The sequence below is a fragment of the Anabaena sp. UHCC 0204 genome (genome assembly GCF_009711975.1).
GTDB lineage: Bacteria > Cyanobacteriota > Cyanobacteriia > Cyanobacteriales > Nostocaceae > Dolichospermum.
In genome coordinates this window covers 1-22,387 of record NZ_VIKW01000034.1, presented here as the reverse complement: position 1 = coordinate 22,387, position 22,387 = coordinate 1, and the positions used below count along the sequence as shown (strand labels likewise).

Annotated in this window: 27 protein-coding genes; 10 read left to right on the top strand and 17 right to left on the bottom strand. The window is 36.1% G+C overall.

Translation table 11 applies throughout. The features are described from left to right. The first annotated feature begins 21 nt into the window (after positions 1-21). The 5 genes from FJR04_RS20920 (at position 22) to FJR04_RS20900 (ending at position 5,254) form a co-directional block, all read left to right on the top strand. The gene (locus FJR04_RS20920) at positions 22-1,137 is read left to right on the top strand and encodes an LptF/LptG family permease (RefSeq protein WP_168498375.1); all 1,116 of its coding nucleotides are present in this window, start codon (positions 22-24) and stop codon (positions 1,135-1,137) included. Between the two features lie 171 nt (positions 1,138-1,308). Then, positions 1,309-2,292 (top strand): hypothetical protein, encoded by a 984-nt coding sequence (locus tag FJR04_RS20915; protein WP_168498373.1) that lies wholly within the window; start codon positions 1,309-1,311, stop codon positions 2,290-2,292. A gap of 75 nt (positions 2,293-2,367) precedes the next feature. Further along, positions 2,368-3,096, top strand: coding sequence for a response regulator transcription factor (locus tag FJR04_RS20910; protein ID WP_168498371.1), 729 nt, complete (start codon positions 2,368-2,370; stop codon positions 3,094-3,096). A gap of 73 nt (positions 3,097-3,169) precedes the next feature. Further along, complete coding sequence (locus FJR04_RS20905) at positions 3,170-4,822, top strand: SpoIIE family protein phosphatase (RefSeq protein WP_168498369.1); 1,653 nt, start codon at positions 3,170-3,172, stop codon at positions 4,820-4,822. A 3-nt stretch (positions 4,823-4,825) separates the two neighbouring features. Then, positions 4,826-5,254 (top strand): anti-sigma regulatory factor, encoded by a 429-nt coding sequence (locus FJR04_RS20900; RefSeq protein WP_168498367.1) that lies wholly within the window; start codon positions 4,826-4,828, stop codon positions 5,252-5,254. A gap of 722 nt (positions 5,255-5,976) precedes the next feature. On the opposite strand, the gene FJR04_RS20895 is transcribed toward FJR04_RS20900, so the two are convergent. Then, complete coding sequence (locus tag FJR04_RS20895; protein ID WP_168498365.1) at positions 5,977-6,492, bottom strand: orange carotenoid protein N-terminal domain-containing protein; 516 nt, start codon at positions 6,490-6,492, stop codon at positions 5,977-5,979. Positions 6,493-6,700: 208 nt separating this feature from the next. Here FJR04_RS20895 and queG point away from each other — a divergent pair, with 208 nt between their 5' ends. Beyond that, positions 6,701-7,675, top strand: a complete 975-nt coding sequence (queG, locus tag FJR04_RS20890) for a tRNA epoxyqueuosine(34) reductase QueG (protein WP_168498363.1) — start codon at positions 6,701-6,703, stop codon at positions 7,673-7,675. Further along, positions 7,650-8,285, top strand: coding sequence for an HAD-IA family hydrolase (locus FJR04_RS20885; RefSeq protein ID WP_168498361.1), 636 nt, complete (start codon positions 7,650-7,652; stop codon positions 8,283-8,285). Before queG ends, FJR04_RS20885 begins: the two co-directional genes overlap by 26 nt. 89 nt (positions 8,286-8,374) lie before the next feature. On the opposite strand, the gene recA is transcribed toward FJR04_RS20885, so the two are convergent. Then, positions 8,375-9,451 carry a recombinase RecA gene (gene recA, locus FJR04_RS20880; protein ID WP_168498359.1) on the bottom strand — a complete coding sequence of 359 codons (1,077 nt, stop codon included), beginning with the start codon at positions 9,449-9,451 and terminating at the stop codon, positions 8,375-8,377. Positions 9,452-9,747: 296 nt separating this feature from the next. On the opposite strand from recA, the gene FJR04_RS20875 reads away from it, so the two are divergent. Then, positions 9,748-10,347 (top strand): tRNA isopentenyl-2-thiomethyl-A-37 hydroxylase MiaE, encoded by a 600-nt coding sequence (locus FJR04_RS20875; RefSeq protein WP_168498357.1) that lies wholly within the window; start codon positions 9,748-9,750, stop codon positions 10,345-10,347. Between the two features lie 227 nt (positions 10,348-10,574). Continuing rightward, complete coding sequence (gene recR, locus FJR04_RS20870; protein WP_168498406.1) at positions 10,575-11,174, top strand: recombination mediator RecR; 600 nt, start codon at positions 10,575-10,577, stop codon at positions 11,172-11,174. A 153-nt stretch (positions 11,175-11,327) separates the two neighbouring features. On the opposite strand, the gene FJR04_RS20865 is transcribed toward recR, so the two are convergent. From FJR04_RS20865 to FJR04_RS20795, 15 genes are all read right to left on the bottom strand, one after another. Then, on the bottom strand, positions 11,328-11,741 hold the full coding sequence (locus FJR04_RS20865; protein WP_168498355.1) for a type II toxin-antitoxin system VapC family toxin: 414 nt from the start codon (positions 11,739-11,741) through the stop codon (positions 11,328-11,330). 3 nt (positions 11,742-11,744) lie between these two features. Further along, a complete protein-coding gene (locus FJR04_RS20860) occupies positions 11,745-11,993 on the bottom strand; it encodes a hypothetical protein (protein WP_168498353.1) in 249 nt (82 codons plus the stop codon). A 154-nt stretch (positions 11,994-12,147) separates the two neighbouring features. After that, positions 12,148-12,339, bottom strand: a complete 192-nt coding sequence (locus FJR04_RS20855) for a hypothetical protein (RefSeq protein ID WP_254445335.1) — start codon at positions 12,337-12,339, stop codon at positions 12,148-12,150. Then, the gene (locus FJR04_RS20850) at positions 12,320-12,580 is read right to left on the bottom strand and encodes a hypothetical protein (RefSeq protein WP_168498351.1); all 261 of its coding nucleotides are present in this window, start codon (positions 12,578-12,580) and stop codon (positions 12,320-12,322) included. The genes FJR04_RS20855 and FJR04_RS20850 overlap by 20 nt, the downstream gene beginning before the upstream one ends. Positions 12,581-12,853: 273 nt before the next feature. Next, positions 12,854-13,423 carry a dTMP kinase gene (gene tmk, locus FJR04_RS20845; protein WP_168498349.1) on the bottom strand — a complete coding sequence of 190 codons (570 nt, stop codon included), beginning with the start codon at positions 13,421-13,423 and terminating at the stop codon, positions 12,854-12,856. 32 nt (positions 13,424-13,455) lie between these two features. Then, entirely contained in the window at positions 13,456-13,944 is a 489-nt protein-coding gene (locus tag FJR04_RS20840; protein WP_168498347.1) for a uracil-DNA glycosylase family protein, read from the bottom strand. 9 nt (positions 13,945-13,953) lie between these two features. Continuing rightward, positions 13,954-15,273: a B12-binding domain-containing radical SAM protein gene (locus FJR04_RS20835; RefSeq protein ID WP_168498345.1), complete on the bottom strand. Its 1,320-nt coding sequence runs from the start codon at positions 15,271-15,273 to the stop codon at positions 13,954-13,956. A gap of 214 nt (positions 15,274-15,487) precedes the next feature. Then, the gene (locus tag FJR04_RS20830) at positions 15,488-15,748 is read right to left on the bottom strand and encodes a hypothetical protein (protein ID WP_168498343.1); all 261 of its coding nucleotides are present in this window, start codon (positions 15,746-15,748) and stop codon (positions 15,488-15,490) included. Between the two features lie 37 nt (positions 15,749-15,785). Continuing rightward, the gene (locus FJR04_RS20825; protein WP_168498341.1) at positions 15,786-16,127 is read right to left on the bottom strand and encodes a XisI protein; all 342 of its coding nucleotides are present in this window, start codon (positions 16,125-16,127) and stop codon (positions 15,786-15,788) included. Continuing rightward, the gene (locus tag FJR04_RS20820) at positions 16,115-16,528 is read right to left on the bottom strand and encodes an element excision factor XisH family protein (protein ID WP_168498338.1); all 414 of its coding nucleotides are present in this window, start codon (positions 16,526-16,528) and stop codon (positions 16,115-16,117) included. Before FJR04_RS20820 ends, FJR04_RS20825 begins: the two co-directional genes overlap by 13 nt. Before the next feature lie 24 nt (positions 16,529-16,552). Next, positions 16,553-16,750 (bottom strand): type II toxin-antitoxin system Phd/YefM family antitoxin, encoded by a 198-nt coding sequence (locus FJR04_RS20815; protein ID WP_168498336.1) that lies wholly within the window; start codon positions 16,748-16,750, stop codon positions 16,553-16,555. A 14-nt stretch (positions 16,751-16,764) separates the two neighbouring features. After that, positions 16,765-17,013 (bottom strand): type II toxin-antitoxin system RelE/ParE family toxin, encoded by a 249-nt coding sequence (locus FJR04_RS20810; protein WP_016949740.1) that lies wholly within the window; start codon positions 17,011-17,013, stop codon positions 16,765-16,767. 57 nt (positions 17,014-17,070) lie between these two features. Next, on the bottom strand, positions 17,071-19,701 hold the full coding sequence (gene acnB / locus FJR04_RS20805; protein WP_168498334.1) for a bifunctional aconitate hydratase 2/2-methylisocitrate dehydratase: 2,631 nt from the start codon (positions 19,699-19,701) through the stop codon (positions 17,071-17,073). A gap of 648 nt (positions 19,702-20,349) precedes the next feature. Continuing rightward, positions 20,350-20,757 carry a PIN domain nuclease gene (locus FJR04_RS20800; RefSeq protein WP_168498332.1) on the bottom strand — a complete coding sequence of 136 codons (408 nt, stop codon included), beginning with the start codon at positions 20,755-20,757 and terminating at the stop codon, positions 20,350-20,352. Continuing rightward, positions 20,744-20,956: a type II toxin-antitoxin system VapB family antitoxin gene (locus FJR04_RS20795; RefSeq protein WP_071190359.1), complete on the bottom strand. Its 213-nt coding sequence runs from the start codon at positions 20,954-20,956 to the stop codon at positions 20,744-20,746. The genes FJR04_RS20800 and FJR04_RS20795 overlap by 14 nt, the downstream gene beginning before the upstream one ends. Positions 20,957-21,293: 337 nt before the next feature. Between FJR04_RS20795 and FJR04_RS20790 the strand changes: the two genes are divergently transcribed. Beyond that, positions 21,294-21,695: a GxxExxY protein gene (locus tag FJR04_RS20790; RefSeq protein WP_168498330.1), complete on the top strand. Its 402-nt coding sequence runs from the start codon at positions 21,294-21,296 to the stop codon at positions 21,693-21,695. Positions 21,696-22,387 lie beyond the last annotated feature (692 nt).

The window sequence follows — 22,387 nt, the reverse complement described above, 5'->3', positions numbered from 1 at the left end:
TCATTTTTTTCTTTTTCAATCATGGATCGCTACTTAGCAATCCAATTACTTCCACCATTTCTATTTGGCGTTGGGGCATTTACTTCTGTAGTTTTAGCAATTGATAGTTTATTTGAATTATTGCGAAAGGTTGTAGAATCTGGGCTACCACTGAATATTGCCTTAGAGATTTTCCTATTAAAGCTACCTTATGTCATGGTTTACTCCTTTCCCATGTCCACTTTGTTAGCTACTTTAATGACCTATAGTCGTCTTTCTAGCGAAAGTGAATTAATTGCTTTACGGGGTTGTGGAGTTAGTGTTTATCGCATGGTTTTCACTGCTGTAGTTTTAAGTTTTGCAGTTACTCTCATGACTTATGTATTTAATGAGCAAATTGCTCCCGCCGCCAATTATCAAGCCACAACTACTCTCGCAAAAGCCCTCAAATCAGATCAACCTTCCTTTAAACAACAAAATATTTATTATCCTGAATATCGGGAATTTAAACAAGCAGATGGTAGCCAAAGCAAAATACTTTCCCGTTTATTTTATGCTGACCAATTTGATGGCAAAGAAATGAAAGGTTTAACAATTATAGACCGGTCCCGAGGCGGAGTTAATCAAATTATTGTTGCCGAATCAGCTAAATGGAATGGATCAAAACAAGTCTGGGATTTTTACAATGGTACTATATATTTAGTCGCTTCAGATAGCTCATATCGAAATATTTTACGATTTGAACAACAGCAATTACAATTACCCCGTACACCTTTAACCCTCGCCGAAAATAGCCGCGACTATGGCGAAATGAATATTTCCCAAGCCTTAGAACAACTAGAAATAGAACGTCTGGGTGGTAACGATCAAAAAATTCGCAAACTACAAGTACGAATTCAACAAAAAATCGCCTTTCCCTTTGTCTGCGTAATTTTTGGCTTAGTTGGCTCAGTTATGGGCAGTATACCTCAACGTACTGGTAGGGGGACAAGTTTTGGTATTAGTGTGATTGTAATTTTTAGTTATTACTTACTACTGTCCGTCTCCGGAGCGTTAGCACAGGCTGGTATACTGTCTCCTGTAATTGGCGCTTGGTTGCCCAATTTATTTGGACTGGTAACAGGGTTATTTTTATTAATGAAAGTAGCACAAAGATAATGTAAAATTTTGAACAAGAATACTGTATCCCCCGTGACTAAATGGCTATAAAAGCTTAGGATAAAATTACAAGCTGGGGATTAAGTATTGGTAATTGGAACAATATGGAGAATATTTCTCTTGATCTTCAGTCCTCAACCTATTTATTACCTATTACATAAAATCCTAAGTATGTCACACCGTTACTATCCTCCCGCTTATTTACGCTACCTCAAAGCCAGGTTATTCATTTTTCGACAACCGGCTTTTTGGGGAATCAGTATGTTCTTATTATTAGTCGGGATAATTAGTTGGGAATACTGGTTAAAACCCGATAATCTGAGTGAAAAGCCAAATTCCGAAGCAATTTCTGAGGAAATTGTGATTGAATCAGATTCAACAATGTCTGCTGAAGATAAAAGTATAGCCGCAGATATTGATAATTTACCAGTATTATTAAATGATTTTGATCAGGCTGATGCCTTGGTAAATAATATTCAGTTACCAATAAGTAATCAAACCCAAGAAAATAGAAAATTTCTGGAGGAGGTAATTAAACAAAATAATGCAGATATTCAATCTCCAAGTATTAACAATAGTGGTAATAATTTAACTCCGCCAATGGAGAAAAATTCCTTTGTCACTCAAGCTGAAAATCTATTATATTCTTCTGGTAATAATTTTGATAATCAGTTTTTAGGAACTAATTCTTTAACTACATTACCCGAAACAACATCAACGACTACCTCATTTAATCATCAAACTTCACAAACTGCAAACTCTGTTTTAGTTAACCCCTTAGCAACTGCTATTCAACAGTCAAATAATTATAGCAATAGAATAAATACGTCAATACCTATTAATAATAGCTTGTCTGGTCAAGTTGTCAGTCCTAGCAATAGGGTGGGATATATTCAACCAACTTTTACAAATCAACAACTAAATGTTTACCCGAATATAAATAGTATTCAGACTTCACAACCTGGAGAATTACCTACATCTGGAGTATCTTATCCTATTCAGTCTACGAATCCAGTAGTTGTTAATCCGGCTACCCCATTGGAAAATGGAAACTATAGTGGTTATGGGATACAACCCCCTTTGCAAACCACACCTTCTGATCTTTCATCTCCAGCGCCAATACAAGGACAGTATCCGTCTGGATATGGCAATTAAAGGGACAATTTCTGGTAATTACGGAATTAATTAACAAAAAGCTATATATTATTGAATATCTAGCAGCATTCAGCTATGAGTAAAATTCGCATTGCGATCATTGAAGATCATGAACTCACTCGTCTCAATATTTGTACTACATTACGGCAAAAAGATGACATTGAAGTAGTTGGAGAAGCTAATAATGCCAGCAGGGGGCTAATTTTGTTAAAAACAATACAGCCAGATATTGCGATCGTTGATATAGGTTTACCAGATCAAGATGGCATTGAATTAACTAGGAAGATTAAGAAGATTAAAACGACTACTGATGATAGTCAATCCAAAATAAAAGTATTAATCTTAACAATGCAGGATAATAAAGAATCCGTAATTGCGGCTTTTAATGCTGGTGCAGATTCTTACTGTATGAAAGATATCAATTGTGATAATTTACTAGAAGCGGTACGGGTAACTGCTAGTGGTAATCCTTGGATTGATCCGATGATTGCCCGAATTATTTTAGAGCGAGTCCAACAAAATCCATACCCATTAGACTCTATACTTATAGATACAACAGCGGTAAGTTCGACGATAGAATTTACTGAAAATCAATCAGCTATTACGCCCTATCTTCTCACAGAAAGAGAGTTAGAAGTGTTAAAATTGATAGTCGAGGGTTGTAGTAATGCCGCGATCGCTCAGAAACTTTATATTACAATTGGCACTGTAAAAACACACGTTCGCAATATTATGAATAAACTATGTGCTGATGACCGTACTCAAGCAGCCGTTATGGCTTTACGCTCTGGATTGGTTGCATAAGTTGTATTTAAATACTCATAACTGTTAAGTTTAGGCATCTTGCCATTCAAGTATTTGGAAAGTTGAGTCAAATATGACTGATAAAAAGTTAGACAAGCTCAAGCTCATGGTAGTAGATGACGAGCTAGATAACTTGGATTTGCTCTATCGCACTTTTTGGAGAGATTTTAAAGTCTATAGAGCCAGTAATGCTCGTGAAGCTTTGGCTATCTTAGATCAAGAAGGTGAAATGGCCGTGATTATCTCCGACCAAAGAATGCCAGATATGAACGGTAGTGAGTTGTTAAGTCTGACTGTAGACCGTTTTCCTGATACAATTCGGATTTTGCTAACTGGTTTTACTGATGTAGAAGATTTAGTAGATGCAATTAATTCCGGTCGAGTATTTAAATACATTACAAAACCTTGGAATCCTAACGAACTTCAAGCATTAGTTAGCCAAGCTAGTGATACATATCGCTTAGTAAAAAAAAGGATAGCAGAATTATCTCGGGCTTTGCGACGGGAATCTTTATTTAATGCTTTAACAACAGCAATTAGAGAATCCTTGGATTATGAGAATATGCTGCAAAAAATTGTCGCTACTATTGGAGAAACATTTGCGGCTAATAATTGTTTACTCATCCCAGTAGAAGATAATTTACTAACACAAAAACAATTTTTGTATCAAAATCCTCAATCTGAAGTATCCGGTTTCGTCCCCAATTCTAGTGCGTTAATTGCCGAAGTTTTCCAAACCCATCATTATCAAATAACTGAAGATATCTATGAGGGTATTCTTTGTCACTATTTAGTAGTCCCACTCATTTACCAGCAACACTTACTAGCTATTCTGGCTATCTGTAAATTAGGAAATGATCATGGTTGGCATCAAGAAGATATTCAACTAATTACAGGTGTGGCTGAACAAGCCGCTTTAGCCATTTCCCAGGCCAAACTCTATCAAAGTCTGCAAGAAAAACAACAACAACTGCGACAGGAATTGGAAGTAGCTCGCCAAATTCAACATAACCTGTTACGGCAAACTTTACCAGAAATGCCAGGAGTGAGGATACAAGCTTGCTGCTATCCAGCCCGTGAGGTAGGAGGTGACTTTTTTGAGGTATTTATTCATCCTAATGGTGATTTATGGTTAGCAGTGGGAGATGTGTCTGGTAAGGGTGTTCCAGCGGCTTTATTTATGGCTAGTACGATTTCTCTCTTGCGTCGGGAACTATGTCAAGAAGTGCCAGCAGAGCCAAATGTGATGATGCAGAATCTTAATTCTGCCCTCAGTGATGACTTAATCAGTAGTAATTATTTTATCACGATGGTTTTAGCACGTTATCACCCAAGCACAAAGGAACTGGTTTATGCTAATTCTGGGCATATTTATCCTTTGGTTTGGTCACGACAAGCAAGTTTTAATGATGCTCCCCATTATCTGAAAGTTCGCAGCATTCCCTTGGGGATATTACCTAAATGGCAAGCAGAGTCTGGTCGTTTGATTCTTGCTCCAGGAGATACATTATTGCTGGCCAGTGATGGAATTACGGAAGCAACTGTATGGGAAAATATAGACGATTTAAAGACAACAAATCGTTATATGCTTAATCAAGAAGGTTTATGGCAACTAATTACGAAACAATCACAGCCACTTAGCCTTGATAACTTATTAACTCTGATTCAAGCCAATAACTATGTCCAAGAAGATGATCAAACTATACTCTCTCTGGAGGTTTTATAGGTAATGAAAAGCGAACTCCATGTTCCTAGTGATCTTAGCTTCATTAATATTGTTGAAGGCTGGTTGTTGGGATGTTTAAAAGTGCAGCTAGGTGAATCTGTTGATTGGACAAAACAATCAAGTCGTTTAAGATTAGCTTTGGTAGAAGCATACTCTAATGCTGTCCGTCATGCCCATAAGGAAAAGCCAAATTTACCTATTTTACTGCGTTTAGAACTAAAAGACCGGGATTTATCTATCGAGATTTGGGATTATGGTGAAGGCTTTGATATGTCTACTTACTTTCCCCCCAACCCCACAGAAAAACAAGAAGGTGGTTATGGTTGGTTAATTATGAACCGATTGATGGATAAAGTAGAATATCAATTGCAGGTGAATGGGGCTAACTGTCTCAAACTAGAAATGACTCTCCCGGAACTATCTAAACCTTAAATATCTCCTAAATAAGTATTACAAATACTTTGGACATAAAGTCCCTCCTTTCGACTGCGCTCAAGGCAAGCCTTGCGGGTAATGTTAGCTGAATGCCTCCGGCACGCTGCGCGAACGTCAATGTTTTAAGAGCTTGTTAGGCTGGCAACACTGTTTCAGTGACTTTGAAACTGTTTAATCACAAGCGACAGAGCAGGGAACTAGCTACGGATTCCAGGGTGTCGTGACTCAAAAAACGTAGTCAGTGAAGACTTAGACTGGTCAGTACAGCTTGCAATTTCTTACAAGCTCAGTCCCTTTAGGGCTGAGTTACTGACATATTTACCTGAATATTTTAAATAGAAGAAGTCAGGATGTAGGGGCGAAGCATTCGGAAAATAAATTTGGGAGAAAACCGATAATTTATCACCCGAATGCTTCGCCCTTAAGTAGGTAGATGCTAATCAACCCAACTATGTAACGAACTGTAAATTACCCAAAACTCTTGGGATTGCTGCGTTCCACTCCGTTCCACTCGCAATGACATAGTTATAAGTTTTCCCACCTACCTACTTACAACCCTAATAAAAAATAGTCCTCAGATAGTTGCCTGAGAACTATTACATGGCAAAACATTGAGGTTGAGAGGATATCAAAAATTAATTGTCAACCCTTTTAGGGAATTCAAAATCTAAAATTCAAAATCTAAAATTTGGTAAAAGGGTTGTTGCTTCTCAGGTCACCTAATCAGCGAGGGGGTCTACACCCATATCTGAGACTACTTTCCGCAAAACAGTAATTTGTTGACCAAAATCTAATTCTTTCAAAGTTTCTAAAACTTGTGAGCCGTCACGGGATAATTGATAGCCGGCGGGTACGGGAATAACAAGACCTTTCGCCATTAATTCTGATAATTCGTACCAGAAAGCTAACTTGGTGTTGACGCTGAAGATCCCATAGGAGCGAGAAACTGGGGTATTTCTTTGAGTAGCCAAGTCACGCATAACTTCCAACTGTTCGGCGTGAGACATTTGTTGGATTTGATTTAAAAGACCTTCTGCTAGTTGCAAACGCGCCGCACCTGTAGCAGCAGGGGTAATAGAACGACCCATTTCTGTGTAGGCATACCACAGGACTGCTAACTGATCATCCACGTTTAGGGCTTTAAATACGGTAATAGTGGCAGGGATAGCGTCACTGGTGCTGTAGTTAAAAGCGCCAGAAAATTGGGTTGAAGCTGAATCAGAAGTGAATGTCATAATTTCTCCACTGTCTATTGATTAGGTCAGGAGGTTCATCACTCTGGGTTGCTTGACCTCTTCCATCCCATGTTGCATTATTTCTTAACAAATTGCAAATAAAATTTACATATATATGTAGTAAGGAATAGAGAAACTGGGGATCATAAGTGGGGTGTATAATGTTCTCACCATTTCTTTACTCTTGGCTAAATTTCCCATAAGAAAAATGAATGAATGTACATCAATTAGCAGCGTAGTGGTGAAAGCAAAAGCTCAAGAGTTGGGATTTCACCAAGTGGGTATTGCTGCTGTAGGTGATTTAGAGACGATAGAGACACAAAAATTGCAAGATTGGCTAAACATGGGTTATCACGCCGACATGGAATGGATGAAAAATCCCAAGCGTGAGCATATTAGTTTAGTTATGCCAGAAGTGCGATCGCTCATAGCTGTAGCATTGAATTATTACACTCCTCATGAACGTCCCCAAGGAGATGAATACGGAAAAATTTCCCGTTATGGCTGGGGTAGGGATTATCATAGAGTTATGCACAAAAAGCTGAAAGAATTGGCTATTTGGCTAGAATCTCTGGGGGCAAATGTAAAAGCGCGTTATTATGCAGATACAGGGCCAGTCCAAGATAAAGTTTGGGCGCAAAAAGCGGGAATTGGTTGGATTGCTAAAAATGGCAATGTGATTACCCGAAAATATGGTTCGTGGGTATTTTTGGGAGAAGTTTTAACCAATCTGGAATTAGAAAGCGATCGCCCATCTACCCAACATTGTGGAACTTGTACTCGTTGTCTGCAAGCTTGTCCTACTGGTGCAATTACTGAACCCTTTGTAGTAGATGCTAACCGCTGCATTGCCTATCATACAATTGAAAATCGGGCAGAAGAACTCCCGGAAGAGATTACACCTCATTTACAAGGATGGGTTGCAGGTTGCGATATTTGTCAAGATGTTTGTCCTTGGAATCAACGATTTGCTCAAGTAACTGATGTCACTGATTTTCAACCCTATGCTGGGAATTTAGCCCCCAAGCTGGTAGAATTAGCGCAAATATCAAATGAGGAGTGGGACAAAAGATTCACAGCATCAGCCTTGCGGCGCATTAAACCAGAAATGTTCCGACGTAATGCTCGCGCTAATATTGACGCATCCAGGCACAAGAATGACCCAAAAAGTAATAATTTTTGATTTTGATGGGACGATTGCTGATACAGTAGATGCTCTTGTAACTATTGCCAATCGTTTAGCCCTGGAATTTGGATATGTCCCTATCAATCCTCAAGAACTAGCTATACTCAGAAATCTAACAGCCAGGGAGATTATTAAATATTCTGGCGTTTCCTTATTCAAAATTCCTTTTCTTGTCAAAAAAGTAAAAGGAGAATTAAAACTTAAAATCCCAGAATTAGAACCTATTGATGGCATTAATGTTGCCCTAATAGAACTCTATAATCAAGGATATCACCTGGGAATTATTACTTCTAACTCTCAAGAAAATGTGAATGAATTTCTCAAGTGTCATAATTTAGATTATCTGTTTAATTTTATTTATTCAGGAGTAACTATTTTTGGCAAAACTACAATCATTAATAATGTTTTGCGCCAAAAACAATTCAAACCAGAAGCAGTAATTTATGTAGGAGATGAAACTAGAGATATAGAATCTGCCAAAAAAGCCAATATTAAAGTAATTGCGGTAAGTTGGGGTTTTAATTCTTCAGAAGCATTAAGTAAACAAAATCCAGATTTTTTAATTCATCATCCTAGTGAATTACTAGATGTAATTAAAAGCTGTTAAGTGGATGTTTTTAGAAAAGGCGTAAGGACAATTCATGAATTGTCCCTACATAACTCCTTTAGATTATTTAATTATTCACCACCAAAAGTCTATTCTTCTTCTAAATCAATCTCTTCTTCCTCTTCAACGTCATGGGGTTGAACTACAGAATTAGCAGAAACTACAGCACCTTTATCTAGTTTTTCCAGAACTTGTTCTTTAACTTTGGCAGCAAATTCTGGTTTTTCTTCTAAATACTTAATAGCGTTATCTCTACCTTGAGAAATATTTTCCCCACTGTAACTATACCAAGCACCTTTGCGGAGAAGAACACCAGTTTCTTCGGCTATGTCTACTAGACAACCAATGGTAGAAACTCCTTTGCCAAAGATAATGTCAAATTCGGCAATTCTAAAAGGTGGTGCAACTTTATTTTTAGCTACTTTCACTTTGACACGGTTGCCAAATTCATCAGTCCCTTTTTTCAAAGTTTGAATTCTGCGAATATCCAAGCGCACGGAAGCGTAGAATTTCAGAGCATTACCACCCGTTGTAGTTTCTGGACTACCATAGGTGACACCAATTTTTTGTCGTAACTGGTTAATAAAAATTACTGTGCATCCAGATTTACCGATATTGCCAGTAATTTTCCGTAGAGCTTGGCTCATTAACCGAGCTTGTAAACCCACGTGAATATCCCCCATATCTCCTTCAATTTCGGCGCGGGGTACAAGGGCAGCTACGGAGTCAATGACAACAATATCAACCGCCGCAGAACGCACCAGTTGATCAACAATTTCTAGTGCTGATTCGCCATTGTCTGGTTGGGAAACAAGTAAGTTATCAATATCTACACCCAAAGCGGCAGCGTAGGTAGGATCTAGAGCGTGTTCAGCATCTACAAATGCCGCAATACCGCCATTTCGCTGCACTTCTGCCAGAGCATGGAGGGCGACGGTGGTTTTACCAGAACTTTCTGGTCCATAGATTTCGATGACTCGTCCTTTGGGTAAACCCCCACCCAAGGCTAAATCTAGGGTAAGCGCCCCAGTAGATATTGTTTCTACCTTCATTCGGGTAGCATCACCGAGACGCATGATTGCGCCTTTTCCAAAGCTGCGTTCAATTTGTCCAAGTACGATATTTAACGCTTTTTGCTTGCCTGAAGTTTCGGTATTAGTTGCCATTATTGCCTCTAAGTATAGGATTTTCCAAAATTGTGGAAGAGTTTTTATAGAACAGATATACTATCTTACTCGAAAAGTGTGCCAATAGGAATGTTTACAAAATAGGTTTGACTAAATCCTAACGCGATCGCTACAACATTAGGTTAATGGCTATCGGGAATTTTGCAAAGGGGTGATTTTTACAGTTTCAGCCTAGCACAAACTGTGATAATTCATATATAAGCGTATAAAATATAATCAATAGTTTACAATTAAAATCCAGTAGCTAAATTGTTGAATCTGGAGTTGTCTTTCCTGTGCTAAGTTCACCTTTACCCACTATTAATGCTCTTAAACAACCTACCAGTGATGCTTGGGTAGAGCAAGCGATCGCTAACCTGGATATTATCTTACTAGATCACTCCCACTGTGAACGCAAAGCCGCAGGTGTAGCATTAAATATGATGTTTCGCTATCCCTCTAATAGTAAAATGGTGAGGGAATTAACAGCGATCGCTCGTGAAGAACTAGAACACTTTGAACTCGTTAATCAATGGCTAGAACGCCGTCAGATCAAACTAGCAGCCCTTTCCGCACCCCCCTACGGTGCAGGGTTAAAATCCCAAGTCAGGGGACAAGAACCCCATAGATTTTTAGACTCTTTACTCGTCACTGGTTTAATAGAAGCCCGTAGTCATGAACGTTTAGGACTCCTAGCTGCTAACTGTCCAGAACCCGAATTAGCGGAATTTTACCGCAGTTTAATGGCATCAGAAGCCCGACATTTTGGCACATATTGGGTTTTAGCTGATACTTATTTTGACCGAAAAATCGTCATGGATAGATTAGATGAATTAGCAGAGGTGGAAAGTCAATTATTATCAACCTTACACCCAGAACCGAGAATTCATAGTTAGTCAGTTTTCGACGGAGTATTCATGATTATAGCGATTCTCATTGAGGTACACCGAAAAAATAACTAACCGCAGATAAATTTGTACCTCAGCAGACTAGGAAATGCTATACAATATTTTATTGGTTAAAATTGCTCAAACTTTGCATCTTTGCTCCTTTGCGCGAAACATAACTCATTTTAATTTTGAGATGAGATGATTGTAAAATAGAAAAAAAGCCCGGAGGTAAAATTACGGTTTACGCACGTCCCTTAGCCAGATTAATTGAACAATTGCAACGGCTACCCGGAGTTGGTCCAAAAAGCGCCCAACGATTAGCTTTGCATATATTAAAAAGACCAGAAGCAGAGGTAGAAGCTTTAGCTCAAGCACTTGTTGACGCGAAAAAACAGGTAGGCTTGTGTCAAGTTTGCTTTCACCTTTCATCAGATCCAGTATGTGAAATTTGTCGTCACCCTCAGCGAGACAATACAACTATTTGCGTAGTTGCAGATTCTCGTGATGTGATTGCTTTAGAAAAAACTCGTGAATATAAAGGTAAATATCATGTTTTAGGTGGCGTAATTTCCCCCATGGATGGTATTGGACCTGAACAGTTAACTATTCAAGCTTTAGTGAGAAGAGTAAGTGAACAAAAACCCCAAGAGGTGATTTTAGCTATTAGTCCCAGTATCGAAGGGGAAACCACAACATTATACATAGGTCAATTACTGAAACCATTTACAAAAGTCACCCGTATTGCCTTTGGTTTACCTGTAGGTGGTGATTTAGAATATGCTGATGAATTAACTTTAGCCAGGGCATTAGAAGGACGGAGAGAGCTAGATTAAGGTAATAAATACTCGCCCTGGCAACTTTTCCTGATCATACTTGTTGGGCTTCTTAGCTGTGATGGTACAAAAAAGCAATATTTTCTGTAAGCTATGCGATACCTTCGGTCAGCATTCCGCTATTGCTTTTAGAAGCTATACCCAATTTAACTGTTAATCTTTAAACAAGATAAGAAAACCCTCTTGTGTAAAATGTTTATCATGGGTTAAGATTTCTATGATATTGAGATTTTTCATTGTCATCATAGAAATACAGTCTGTTAAACTATATCCTTTATCAAATCGTTGTTGAAATAACTCTAAACCTGCTATAAACGATTCATGGGTTTGAGCAATTACTTGAATATTATGATCTGCAATAATCTGAACTACTAACTGAGAAACTGCTGTTCTCATTGGTGTGGGAAAAGAAGCAAAAAAATTTATGGTTTCTGTTAAAACTTCCTCTGTAGTGATAATTTCACTATTTGATAGATTACGGCTATAACTTCTGACACGCTGATGCCATGAATCACTTTTATTAATTAATGCTACCCAATAAAACGTATCTGCAAAAATGCTTTTCATTATTTATTCTTTTATAGAATCTTGTTGATAAAGATAGTAATCATGTTTTTCTGCTCCATCTGGAGGAAGTGTTTCTAAGACTTCTTGAGGAATATCTTTGATGATATCATCAGCTACTTCCCAAATAGGTTTATATTCAGTTGATTTCGAGTTGCTTTTTTGTTTGACAGCACGAATGTAATTAAGTATTTGGGTTAGTTCAATTTCTGGTATTTGCTGTAGTTCTTGTATAATTAATTCTTTGGTTTGCATATATTTTTTGTAGTTTAAGGGGGGACTAACATTATTTTAGCAAGGGTTTGGCTTGTTTTTCAACTTTAAGGGTAATAAGCGAACTGACAAGTCAGCGCTTGCGCTATCGCTCTTTCAAAACCGTACCCAAAATGCGATCGCCGTGCAGAAACCCTTAATCATCTGCTAAAGTTTCCAACTCATCAGAAATCAAATTTTGCCAAGATGATTGATCTTGTTTAGCACTGATTTCTTCGTTAACACTTTCTGGTAATAAAAATTGAGATTCGGTTGTCAGGAATAAATCACGAAAATTTAACCGAGATAAGAAAATTAAAGGGGAGGAGTTAAATACTATTTTCATCATGCTTACCAGTTTTTTCTATAGCGATATCTTCAACGGTAAGATATGAAAAATCTATCCCCATTAATTCTAAAACTTTCAAAAATATTTCTGTATCCATTTCCATGATTTCGGCTGCTTTATGTAAACTAATCAACCGAGATGTTAAAGCACCGAGTACAAATATAAATGTTTCTTTTTGTTCTATACTCTGGAATAGTTGCACTTGCGAAGCAATTTCTTTAAAGGTAGTTTGGTGATTCATTTATTTGATATTAGTTAATGGATTAAGTCTACTTTTACAAGTATATCAATTACTGGAGCGATCGCTCTCCTAACTCCTTACATCAAACAAGCGATCGCACTTACAAGCTGTATCTAGAGGGCGAACTGACAAGTCAGCGTTATAGCACCTCAACCTTCCCTACAGCAAGACAGCTATTTCATCTCTAATTTCTAACTTTTTAATATACTAAAAAATGTTTATTTGAATGATAATTTACTATAAAAAACACTTATTTTAGGACGAGTAGTCTTTCTATATAGTCAAATAAGACATTATCAATTCTTCTATTTCCTTTGTATTTTCTAAAGAGAAATTTAATACACGAAAATAGTTAAACCTTTGTTTTTGCAGAAAAGATATTGCTTCTTCATAATATTTTTTTTCCGCATTTCTATACGAATCATTTTCAAACCTAGATAAATGCTTTCTTTTCAATAGTCTTTCTTGAATTAACTCATCAGGAGTATCTATGAAAAAGCAAAGATCAGGAATTGGAAAGTTTTTGTTGTAAGACCATATTTTTTGTAATGATAAACCATCAAGTCTTTGATAAACTAAAGTTGACTCAATATATCTATCACACACAACTATTCTTTTTTCTTGTAACGCCGGAATAATTTCATTATTTATATGAAAATCTCTATCTTTAATTAAGATAAAAAACAATTGACTACCGACAATGTTTTCATCAAGACAATTAAACTTAGAGGACGGCTCTTTAGTTCTAAATACTCTTAATTCTTTTTTCTCAAGAAAATCTACTAAATAGTCAACAAAAAAAGATTTTCCAGATCCGTTACATCCCTCAACCGTAAAAAACATTTGATTTTTAGAATTTCATGACATAGAAAATTCTAATATATTTCATGTTCCATTATTTCATTAATAATTTTTTTTATTGCATCAACATAATCTTCTTTGTATTGCTTTTTGTAAACCATGATATAAGAAGGATGGTAAATTGGTAGAATAAATAGCTTTTTATAAGAATAAAATTTATACTCATTTAGGATGTAAGTGCAATTTCTCACAAACAATTTTCTCATAACAAAATTAGTTACTTTTTGTCCCAATAAACATATGAGCTTTGGTTGTACTTCAGAGATAGTTTTTTGAAGTTGAGGGAAAAACATCTCACATTCATCATTTGTAGGATATCTTAATTTTCCATTTTTATCTAAAGGAGCAAAAGAAACCAAATTAGTTTTTTTAAATTCTACTTTTACTAAATCATTTTCAATCTCTGAAATTAATTTCCCCGAAGTGGTTTTGGAATCCAAAGGTGTGACTAATTTATTGTTTTTATCTGTTTTTGAAGATAAACCGACCCAAAGTACATCCATTTTGACTATTTAGAATGAGAGTTGAATAGTTTTAGAAATCATGGTTTCAAGAAAGTCATCAGAGACATCAGAAAAATTTTGGCTGGCAAAATTAAATTGGTGTCGTCCAATCTTGTGAGACAAGTTTTTATTTTGTTTGATCGGGCATACATTTGAATCAATCATCTTTAATTGGTTAAAAAGTTCTGTTCCATGATAAGGTCTAAATTGAAATACACTTGTCCGAAAATTAATATCGGGAAAATGATTAGAAAGCTCCTTGATTTCACAGGCTAAATCATAGGTACACTGCATATCATATTCTGTTTCATTTGGAAAACCAAATATAAAAAATGCTTTTACGTTAATTCCAAATCGAAATAACTTTTCAAAAGTATTTTTTATGACAGATGGCTTATTAATTTTATGAATTAATTCTTGAATTTTAGTAGAACCTGATTCTATCCCAAAAAAAAGTTCTTGACAACCTGAAAATTTGAGCTTTCTTATTTCTCCCTCATCTAAATTACTAATTGATTTGATATGTGCCATTGCTCTCCAAGCCAAAGAGAACCGTTCAAATATAACATATGCTCTGTCAACACTTTCTTTATTAACTAAGAATAAATCATCTAAAATTCTTATGACTTCCAATTGAGGATATAAGCTACACAATTGTGAAATTTCTTCAATCACTGATTTGATACTTCTTTCTCTGCGTGGTTCTTCCAAATTTAAAGCTATCGCAGAACCACAAAAAGCACAGTTATAAATACATCCTCTACTTGTACTAATGTATGCTTCATTAAATCCTAATTGGTGTTTTAACGGTTCATTTTCAAAAAATGTATGATCGATTGTAATTCTTGAAATATCGTGTGGAAAATATTGAGATTTAGCAGTAATTTGTATAATTTTTTTAGAGTCGTGTGAAAAATTATTTATATTTTCTCCACTAATAATTGCAGAAACTATAAAATCACCTTCTCCTTTAATAATTGTAATATTATTTTTAATTTCCCAACTGAGTATCTCTTCACAGAGATATTTTGTTCCACCACCTAGAATAAAATGAATAGAAGAATCTGAAAGCGAAAGAATATCTTTTACTAAAAGTAGATTCGTTGAAAATACATTCATCACCACAAACTTGGGCAAATTACTATTTATTAGATTGACGATTTCTTTAATGGATAAGTTTTTTGATACTGAATCAACCAATTCCACTGAAAAACCAGCTAACTTAATACTTGTTGCTATATAACCCAAACCAAGAGGAGGAAGATAATTATCAGTATAATCTAATTTTTTTTCTCTAAAAAGTGGTGAATTAATTACTAAAACACTCATTTTTATATCCTTGTATTTATTTTTAGAAGTTTTTTATTTGTGACAAACAATCTATAGATAATAATATAATAATGAGCAGAAATCTTAAACGGAGTAATAAAATTTTACATATTGAGATAAATTTAGCGTATAAATGCCATTTTTCTCACTGACACAAACGAAGATGTATGCAGTAAAAACTCATTTTCTTCTTGTGCTGCATAGATAATATAGTTTAATCACGATTAGGAAGAGAGCGATCTTGACGAATTTCCTGTTGCCATTTTTGTGGATCAATTTCAGTAAAAATATTCTTTTTTGAGATTTTTCTTAACGCTTCTGCCATTTTTTGACCATTAGATTTAGTTTTAGCTGTTGCTGTTTCTTCTAATAAAGTAATATGCACCTTTATTGAACTATCTAATTCTATTTCAGGAGTTTCATTAACCCATTGAATAGAATTGTTTTTCAAAATAGCGTTAAAAGTTTTTAACATGATTTTGTTCACCTCTTAATAATTGACAACCGTTTACTCAAGCCACAGCAAACTCAGTTAATTTACGAGTTTCTGGATCATGAAAAGCCAAAACAATATCCTCTTTTGGTACACCTTCCCGTAATAACTCAGTTGCAATTCCTTCCTCAGTCCAATCTTCCTCAATGTAAATCTTCTCATTTTTAATGCGAATATGGACAGAAATTCCCTTAATCCTTTCCTCCGTTGTCCAACCAACTTGAAACCATAAATATTGATCTCTTTGCTCATCAAAAGCTAAGAGCATTTCTATATTATCAGGAGATGCAGAGGAAAAAAGTTGATGATATTCTGTTAAGATTTTTTTGATTAAAAATCGGTAATTTTCTAACTTATCCATTTGGTAATAACCTCCTTGTCTGTATCTACAATGATTAATTTAAGTTGGTTTTCATCAACAACAACTTGGATAGTTTCGTCAAAATTAGCTTTATAAACAAGTTGACCAAGTGCTAAGTAAATCTGATGGTCTGGTGCGGTTCTTTTAAGATAATTACGATAAATGATATACTGACCTACAGCCCTTTCTAAATCATAAATAAATGATGGATTTAGAAAACTTTTAACTTCGATCACTATTTTCTCATCACCTCTTTGAGCAGATAATGGACGTTCAGCACCTAGATCAGCAACAAGTCTTAATTTTCCATAGATTATATAATAAGGATCAGCCGTAATTGTCCAACCGTCTTTAATTAAAGCATTTTTGACTGCATCATGACAAGTATCCTTTGCTGGCATTGTTTACCCTGGTAATTTATAGTATCAAAATACTAGCATACTTTTCACATCTGCTAAAGATACTGAAGGACTATCTTTCTCCTCTTCCTTAGCATCTCGTAAATCTCTTAAATCTTCCAAATCTTCTAACAATTCTTTAATCTTTAAAAACTCCTCATAAGGTAAAACAGCAAATTGTTTTTGACCATTTTTTGTTAAAAACTCAGGATGTAATTCAATCATTTTTTAACCTCCTATTACTCATAAGCTTTACTACGATGCTTAACCCTATACACGATTATAGTTTGTTCTTCTAATTCAAACAAAACTCGATAATCACCAACTCTTAAACGATATTCTGGAGTAAAATTTGTTAAGCGTTTCACATCTCCTTGTAAATCATCTTGCATTGCTTCAATTTTATTGATAATGCGTTCTCTTTCATTTACAGGAATTTTTTGTAAATCTTTAATCGCTTTGGGTTTAAATTCTATTTGGTACTGCACATATTTTAACCTTTTCAAAACATTCAGGTGAGTCATCAAGACCCACCCTAACCTAAATTACACCAAAGCCGCCTGTTCCTCCTTACTAATCACCCTCCCCTCATCCTCAAAACCGGCAATTTGATCAAAGTTCAAATACCGATACAAATTATCAGCAAAAGGATGAATTCTCTCACCCACAATATCCATATATTCCTGTACATTAGGAAGTCTTCCTAACAACGCACAAACTGCTGCTAATTCCGCCGAACCTAAATACACTTGAGCGCCTTTTCCCATGCGATTATTGAAGTTACGAGTCGAGGTAGAAAACACCGTTGTGTTATCATCAACTCGTGCCTGATTTCCCATACATAAACTGCATCCTGGAATCTCAGTTCTGGCCTTTGCAGCTACGAAAACATCATAAACACCTTCTTCCTTTAATTGGTGTTCATCCATGCGAGTTGGGGGCGCAATCCACAACCGTGCTTTCACCTCACCTGCACCTTCTAAAACCTTCGCGGTTGCTCGATAATGTCCAATATTTGTCATACAAGAACCTACGAAAACTTCCTGTACAGGATCATTGGCAACTTCCGATAATAACTTAACATTATCTGGGTCATTGGGAGCAGCTACAATTGGTTCTTTGATTTCGCTTAAATCAATTTCAATTATTTCTGCATACTCCGCATCTGCATCGGCCGACATTAATACAGGATTTGCTAACCATTCTTCCATTTTCGCTACTCGGCGCATAATGGTTCGCTCATCATGATAACCCCGTGCTACCATGTTTTTTAACAAGGCAATATTGGAACGCAAATATTCCGCAATTGTTTCTTCACTCAATTTAATTGTACAACCTGCACAAGAACGTTCTGCGGAAGCATCAGTTAATTCAAAAGCTTGTTCAACTTTCAAATCTGGTAAACCTTCAATTTCCAAAATCTTGCCAGAGAAGACGTTTTTCTTGTTCTGCTTTTCTACAGTTAACAACCCTTTTTGGATAGCAACATAAGGAATGGCGTTAACAATATCTCTCAATGTAATTCCTGGTTGCAATTCTCCTTTAAATCTTACCAAAACTGATTCTGGCATATCCAAAGGCATTACACCCAATGCACCAGCAAACGCAACTAAACCAGAACCTGCGGGGAAGGATATTCCTAACGGGAAGCGAGTGTGTGAATCTCCACCTGTTCCCACGGTGTCGGGTAATAACATCCGGTTTAACCAGGAGTGAATGATACCATCACCAGGACGCAAGGCTACACCACCACGTTGGGAGAAGAAGTCAGGTAGTTCTTGGTGGGTTTTGATGTCTACTGGTTTGGGATATGCGGCTGTGTGACAGAAGCTTTGCATTACTAAGTCTGCACTGAAACCTAAACAAGCAAGTTCTTTTAATTCATCCCTTGTCATGGGTCCTGTAGTGTCCTGAGAACCGACTGTAGTCATGATTGGTTCGCAAGATGTCCCTGTACGTACACCAGGCAAACCGCACGCCTTCCCGACCATTTTCTGCGCCAGTGTGAAGCCTTTTCCGGTGTCGGCTGGGGCTTGGGGACGGATAAATAAAGTGCTGGGTTCTAAACTTAATGCTTGACGGGTTTTATCGGTGAGGGTACGTCCAATTAATAGGGGGATGCGTCCACCTGCGCGAACTTCGTCTAAAATGGTGTCAGGTTTGAGGCTGAAGGTGGAAATTACTTCTCCTGCGGCGTTGAGAACATCGCCTTTGTAGGGATAAATGGTGATAACGTCACCGGTTTCCATTTTGCTGACATCGCATTGAATGGGTAATGCACCGGCATCTTCGGCTGTGTTAAAAAAGATGGGTGCGATCGCACTTCCTAATATATAACCCCCAGCCCGTTTATTGGGAACAAAAGGAATATCATTTCCCAAATGCCATAATACAGAATTGATTGCAGACTTGCGAGAAGAACCTGTACCAACAACATCACCGACGTAAGCAACAGGATGACCTTTTTTCTTCAACTCTGCAATGGTTTCTAAACTTCCCGGTTGACGAGTTTCTAACATCGCCAAAGCGTGTAAAGGAATATCAGGTCTAGTTGTAGCGTGGGTTGCGGGTGATAAGTCGTCTGTGTTGGTTTCTCCGGGAACTTTGAAAACTGTAACGGTGATAAATTCTGGTAATGTGGGACGCAGCGTAAACCATTCTGCTTCTGCCCAAGAGTCTACCACTCTTTTAGCGTAGGGGTTGGTTTTTGACAATTCCAAAACATCATGGAAAGCATCATACACCAACATAATTTTGCTGAGGGCGTTGGCTGCATAAGCGGCTATTTGTTCTCTTCCTTCTCCTCCCATGACTAAGGGTGTTTCTGAAGATTCTGATACAGAGGTGCTGGAAACTTGGAGTAAATCTATTAAGGATTGAACATTGTAACCGCCGATCATTGTTCCCAGTAATTCTACTGCATCAATTGGTGAAACTAAGGGGCTGGTAATTTCCTCTTTAGCAATTCCAGTCAGAAATCCAGCTTTTACATAAGCTGCTTGATCTACACCGGGGGGAATGCGATCGCGTAATAAATTTAATAATAACTCTTCAGTACCTTGGGGTGGATTTTTCAGTAATTCACATAATTCTGAAGTTTGTTTTGCGTCTAATGGTAATGGGGGAATACCCATTTCTGCGCGTTCTTGGGTGTGTTGTTGGTATTCTGCTAACATGATTTAGCTTTTCTCCTCTCAATGTCTTGTTTTCTTTATTTTATTGTAAGGGAATTGTTACAGGAGTTACGAATGGACGGAATTGGTTATCAAGAACAGTTTATAGTTTATAATCTGAACAGTAAAGTTTACATTTTATAATTTTCCTGTGGGTTTATTGATTAATTTTGGTGCGTTGAAGTTGGAATATAAGAAGGTTTTTAATCCTAGATATCAGGGTTAATTTGTCTGAATCAGGATGTCCAGGATTTTAGGATTTACAGGATGTGATTTTTTATTGTTTAGCAAAAATGGCGATTTTTGGATGATAGATAATATCCTGTGATTGTAATTATCATTTTTTATCTTTCACTATTCACAGAAAATTCATCAATAACAATCTGTCAGAATCAGGATAACCAGGATTAGAGGATGTACAGGATGTAATTTTTTTATTGTTTAGGAAAAATGCCGATTTTTGGATGATAGAGAATATACTGTGATTATAATTATCATTTTTTATTTTTCAATATTTACAGACAATTCATAAATCACAATCCTGAAAATCCTTTAATCCTGGACATCCTCATTCTGACAATTACAATTTCGACATCTCACCAATCACTTACAAATTACCATCCTGTACCTCCTTTAATTTAGTGCTAATTATTAATTTATAGAAGATGGAAACCGCAAACAGAACAGAGGTCTTACTTGTTGAATAGTTTCAAAATCACGATCATTATGAATTAGGGTTAGTTGGTGTTCTATTGCTATTTGGGCAATACAACAATCTATACTACTTCTAACAGTTAATCCTTGTCTTTGTAAATCATAATAAATTCGTGCTGCAAACACCCAAGTATTATCAGTTGCTTCAATATAGTCTTGTTCTTGCAGATAGGTTTGCAACAACATCCACTCCCTTTCATCCCGACAACCTTGTAATAATTCCATCTGGGTAAATCGAGTCAGAAAGACATTCTCATCTTTTATAAGTGTCTGGAGATTTTGACGTGCAACTCCTGTTTTATCGCGTAAAACATTTATCCAAACGGAAGTATCAATCAGAAACATTTCGATTTTCTCGCAATGCTTTGTAGTCGTAGTCAGGAGTAAATTGAATTTGTCCACTTAAATCAAGTAAGTTCCGCTTTTTACGAACGCGAATTAGTTCTTGTAATGCTAGATGAATTAATTCTTTTTTGGTTCGCACGTTAGTTAAACGAAATGCTTCTTCTACTAATCCGTCGTCAAGTTCAATGTTGGTTCGCATGATCTTTAGGTAGATTATGTGTATGGATATGTGTATAATACACTATATTTAATCAAATGCAAGGTTAATTATTTTGTCTGATAGCGTAGCGTGGCGTAAGCCATATCAGAATATCCAGGATTAGAGGATGTACAGGATGTGATTTTTTATTGTTTAGGAAAAATAGTGATTTTTGGATGATAGATAATATACTGTGATTGTAATTATCATTTTTAAATATTCACAGAAAATTTATCAATCACAATCCTGTAAATCCTAAAATCCTAGACATCCTGATTCTGACAATTACAATTTCAGCATCTCACCAACAATTTACAAATAACAATCATGTAAATCCATGAACACACCTAATACCCAAAATCTAAAATTAGACGAAATTACATACATAATAAATGGATGTGCAATGAAAATACACCGAACTTTGGGAAATGGTTTTCAGGAGGTTATTTATCAAAGATGTCTGGAAATTGAACTCAAAAAATCAGGGTTAAGTTTTGGAAGAGAGGTAGAACAAATAATTTATTATGAGGGAATTGAAGTAGGAACACGAAGAGCGGATTTTATAGTTGAAAATCAGGTTGTGGTGGAGTTAAAAGCGGTTATTTCTTTAGAAGATGTTCATTTAGCACAAGCGAAAAATTATGTAGTGGCTTATAATTTTCCTGTCGGATTATTGATTAATTTTGGTGCGTTAAAGTTGGAATATAAGAAGGTTTTTAATCCTAGATATCAGGGTTAATTTGTCTGAATCAGGATGTCCAGGATTTGAGGATTTTCAGGATGTTGTTGTTTCATTGTCTATGGGAAGTACAGATTTTAGGATGTTAGATAATAAATTATCCGTTAAATTATTTGTTGTTATTTGTTGAGTGTTGGTGTAACTGTATTTTATAATATCTCAATATTCACAGACAATTCATCAATAACAATCTGTCAGAATCAGGATAACCAGGATTAGAGGATGTACAGGATGTCATCTTTTATTGTTTAGGAAGAATGGGAACTTTTGGATGATAGATAATATCCTGTGATTGTAATTATCATTTTTCAATATTCACAGACAATTCATCAATAACAATCCTATAAATCCTAAAATCCTGGACATCCTGATTCTGACAATTAAAATTTATATTCCCACCAATAACTTACAAATCACAATCCTGAAAATCCTAAAATCCTGGACATCCTGATTCAGACAAAAAATATGAATCAGATATTTTCATGATGTTGGGTTGCGTTCCTTAATCTAAGCTACAAGATAAGCGATCGCACTATGTTACATTTCATTAACCAATTTTACGAAATCAGTGATTGCAATGTTATGATTAATTAAATATTAGTGGTAATTTCTCAAAACTAATCAATCTTTTTTTCTGTTATTTGGATAATAATTTTTATGAAACTATCTTGTTTATTACCTTTAGTTGTTGC

Bases quoted from the DNA above. Each gene is read 5' to 3' on its own strand.
- FJR04_RS20920 (WP_168498375.1), top strand. From the start codon at position 22: ATGGATCGCTACTTAGCAATCCAATTACTTCCACCATTTCTATTTGGC.
- FJR04_RS20915 (WP_168498373.1), top strand. From the start codon at position 1,309: ATGTCACACCGTTACTATCCTCCCGCTTATTTACGCTACCTCAAAGCC.
- FJR04_RS20910 (WP_168498371.1), top strand. From the start codon at position 2,368: ATGAGTAAAATTCGCATTGCGATCATTGAAGATCATGAACTCACTCGT.
- FJR04_RS20905 (WP_168498369.1), top strand. From the start codon at position 3,170: ATGACTGATAAAAAGTTAGACAAGCTCAAGCTCATGGTAGTAGATGAC.
- FJR04_RS20900 (WP_168498367.1), top strand. From the start codon at position 4,826: ATGAAAAGCGAACTCCATGTTCCTAGTGATCTTAGCTTCATTAATATT.
- FJR04_RS20895 (WP_168498365.1), bottom strand. From the start codon at position 6,492: ATGACATTCACTTCTGATTCAGCTTCAACCCAATTTTCTGGCGCTTTT.
- queG (WP_168498363.1), top strand. From the start codon at position 6,701: ATGAATGAATGTACATCAATTAGCAGCGTAGTGGTGAAAGCAAAAGCT.
- FJR04_RS20885 (WP_168498361.1), top strand. From the start codon at position 7,650: ATGACCCAAAAAGTAATAATTTTTGATTTTGATGGGACGATTGCTGAT.
- recA (WP_168498359.1), bottom strand. From the start codon at position 9,451: ATGGCAACTAATACCGAAACTTCAGGCAAGCAAAAAGCGTTAAATATC.
- FJR04_RS20865 (WP_168498355.1), bottom strand. From the start codon at position 11,741: ATGAAAAGCATTTTTGCAGATACGTTTTATTGGGTAGCATTAATTAAT.
- FJR04_RS20860 (WP_168498353.1), bottom strand. From the start codon at position 11,993: ATGCAAACCAAAGAATTAATTATACAAGAACTACAGCAAATACCAGAA.
- FJR04_RS20855 (WP_254445335.1), bottom strand. From the start codon at position 12,339: ATGATGAAAATAGTATTTAACTCCTCCCCTTTAATTTTCTTATCTCGG.
- FJR04_RS20850 (WP_168498351.1), bottom strand. From the start codon at position 12,580: ATGAATCACCAAACTACCTTTAAAGAAATTGCTTCGCAAGTGCAACTA.
- tmk (WP_168498349.1), bottom strand. From the start codon at position 13,423: ATGTTTTTTACGGTTGAGGGATGTAACGGATCTGGAAAATCTTTTTTT.
- FJR04_RS20840 (WP_168498347.1), bottom strand. From the start codon at position 13,944: ATGGATGTACTTTGGGTCGGTTTATCTTCAAAAACAGATAAAAACAAT.
- FJR04_RS20835 (WP_168498345.1), bottom strand. From the start codon at position 15,273: ATGAGTGTTTTAGTAATTAATTCACCACTTTTTAGAGAAAAAAAATTA.
- FJR04_RS20830 (WP_168498343.1), bottom strand. From the start codon at position 15,748: ATGTTAAAAACTTTTAACGCTATTTTGAAAAACAATTCTATTCAATGG.
- FJR04_RS20825 (WP_168498341.1), bottom strand. From the start codon at position 16,127: ATGGATAAGTTAGAAAATTACCGATTTTTAATCAAAAAAATCTTAACA.
- FJR04_RS20820 (WP_168498338.1), bottom strand. From the start codon at position 16,528: ATGCCAGCAAAGGATACTTGTCATGATGCAGTCAAAAATGCTTTAATT.
- FJR04_RS20815 (WP_168498336.1), bottom strand. From the start codon at position 16,750: ATGATTGAATTACATCCTGAGTTTTTAACAAAAAATGGTCAAAAACAA.
- acnB (WP_168498334.1), bottom strand. From the start codon at position 19,701: ATGTTAGCAGAATACCAACAACACACCCAAGAACGCGCAGAAATGGGT.
- FJR04_RS20800 (WP_168498332.1), bottom strand. From the start codon at position 20,757: ATGTTTCTGATTGATACTTCCGTTTGGATAAATGTTTTACGCGATAAA.
- FJR04_RS20795 (WP_071190359.1), bottom strand. From the start codon at position 20,956: ATGCGAACCAACATTGAACTTGACGACGGATTAGTAGAAGAAGCATTT.
- FJR04_RS20790 (WP_168498330.1), top strand. From the start codon at position 21,294: ATGAACACACCTAATACCCAAAATCTAAAATTAGACGAAATTACATAC.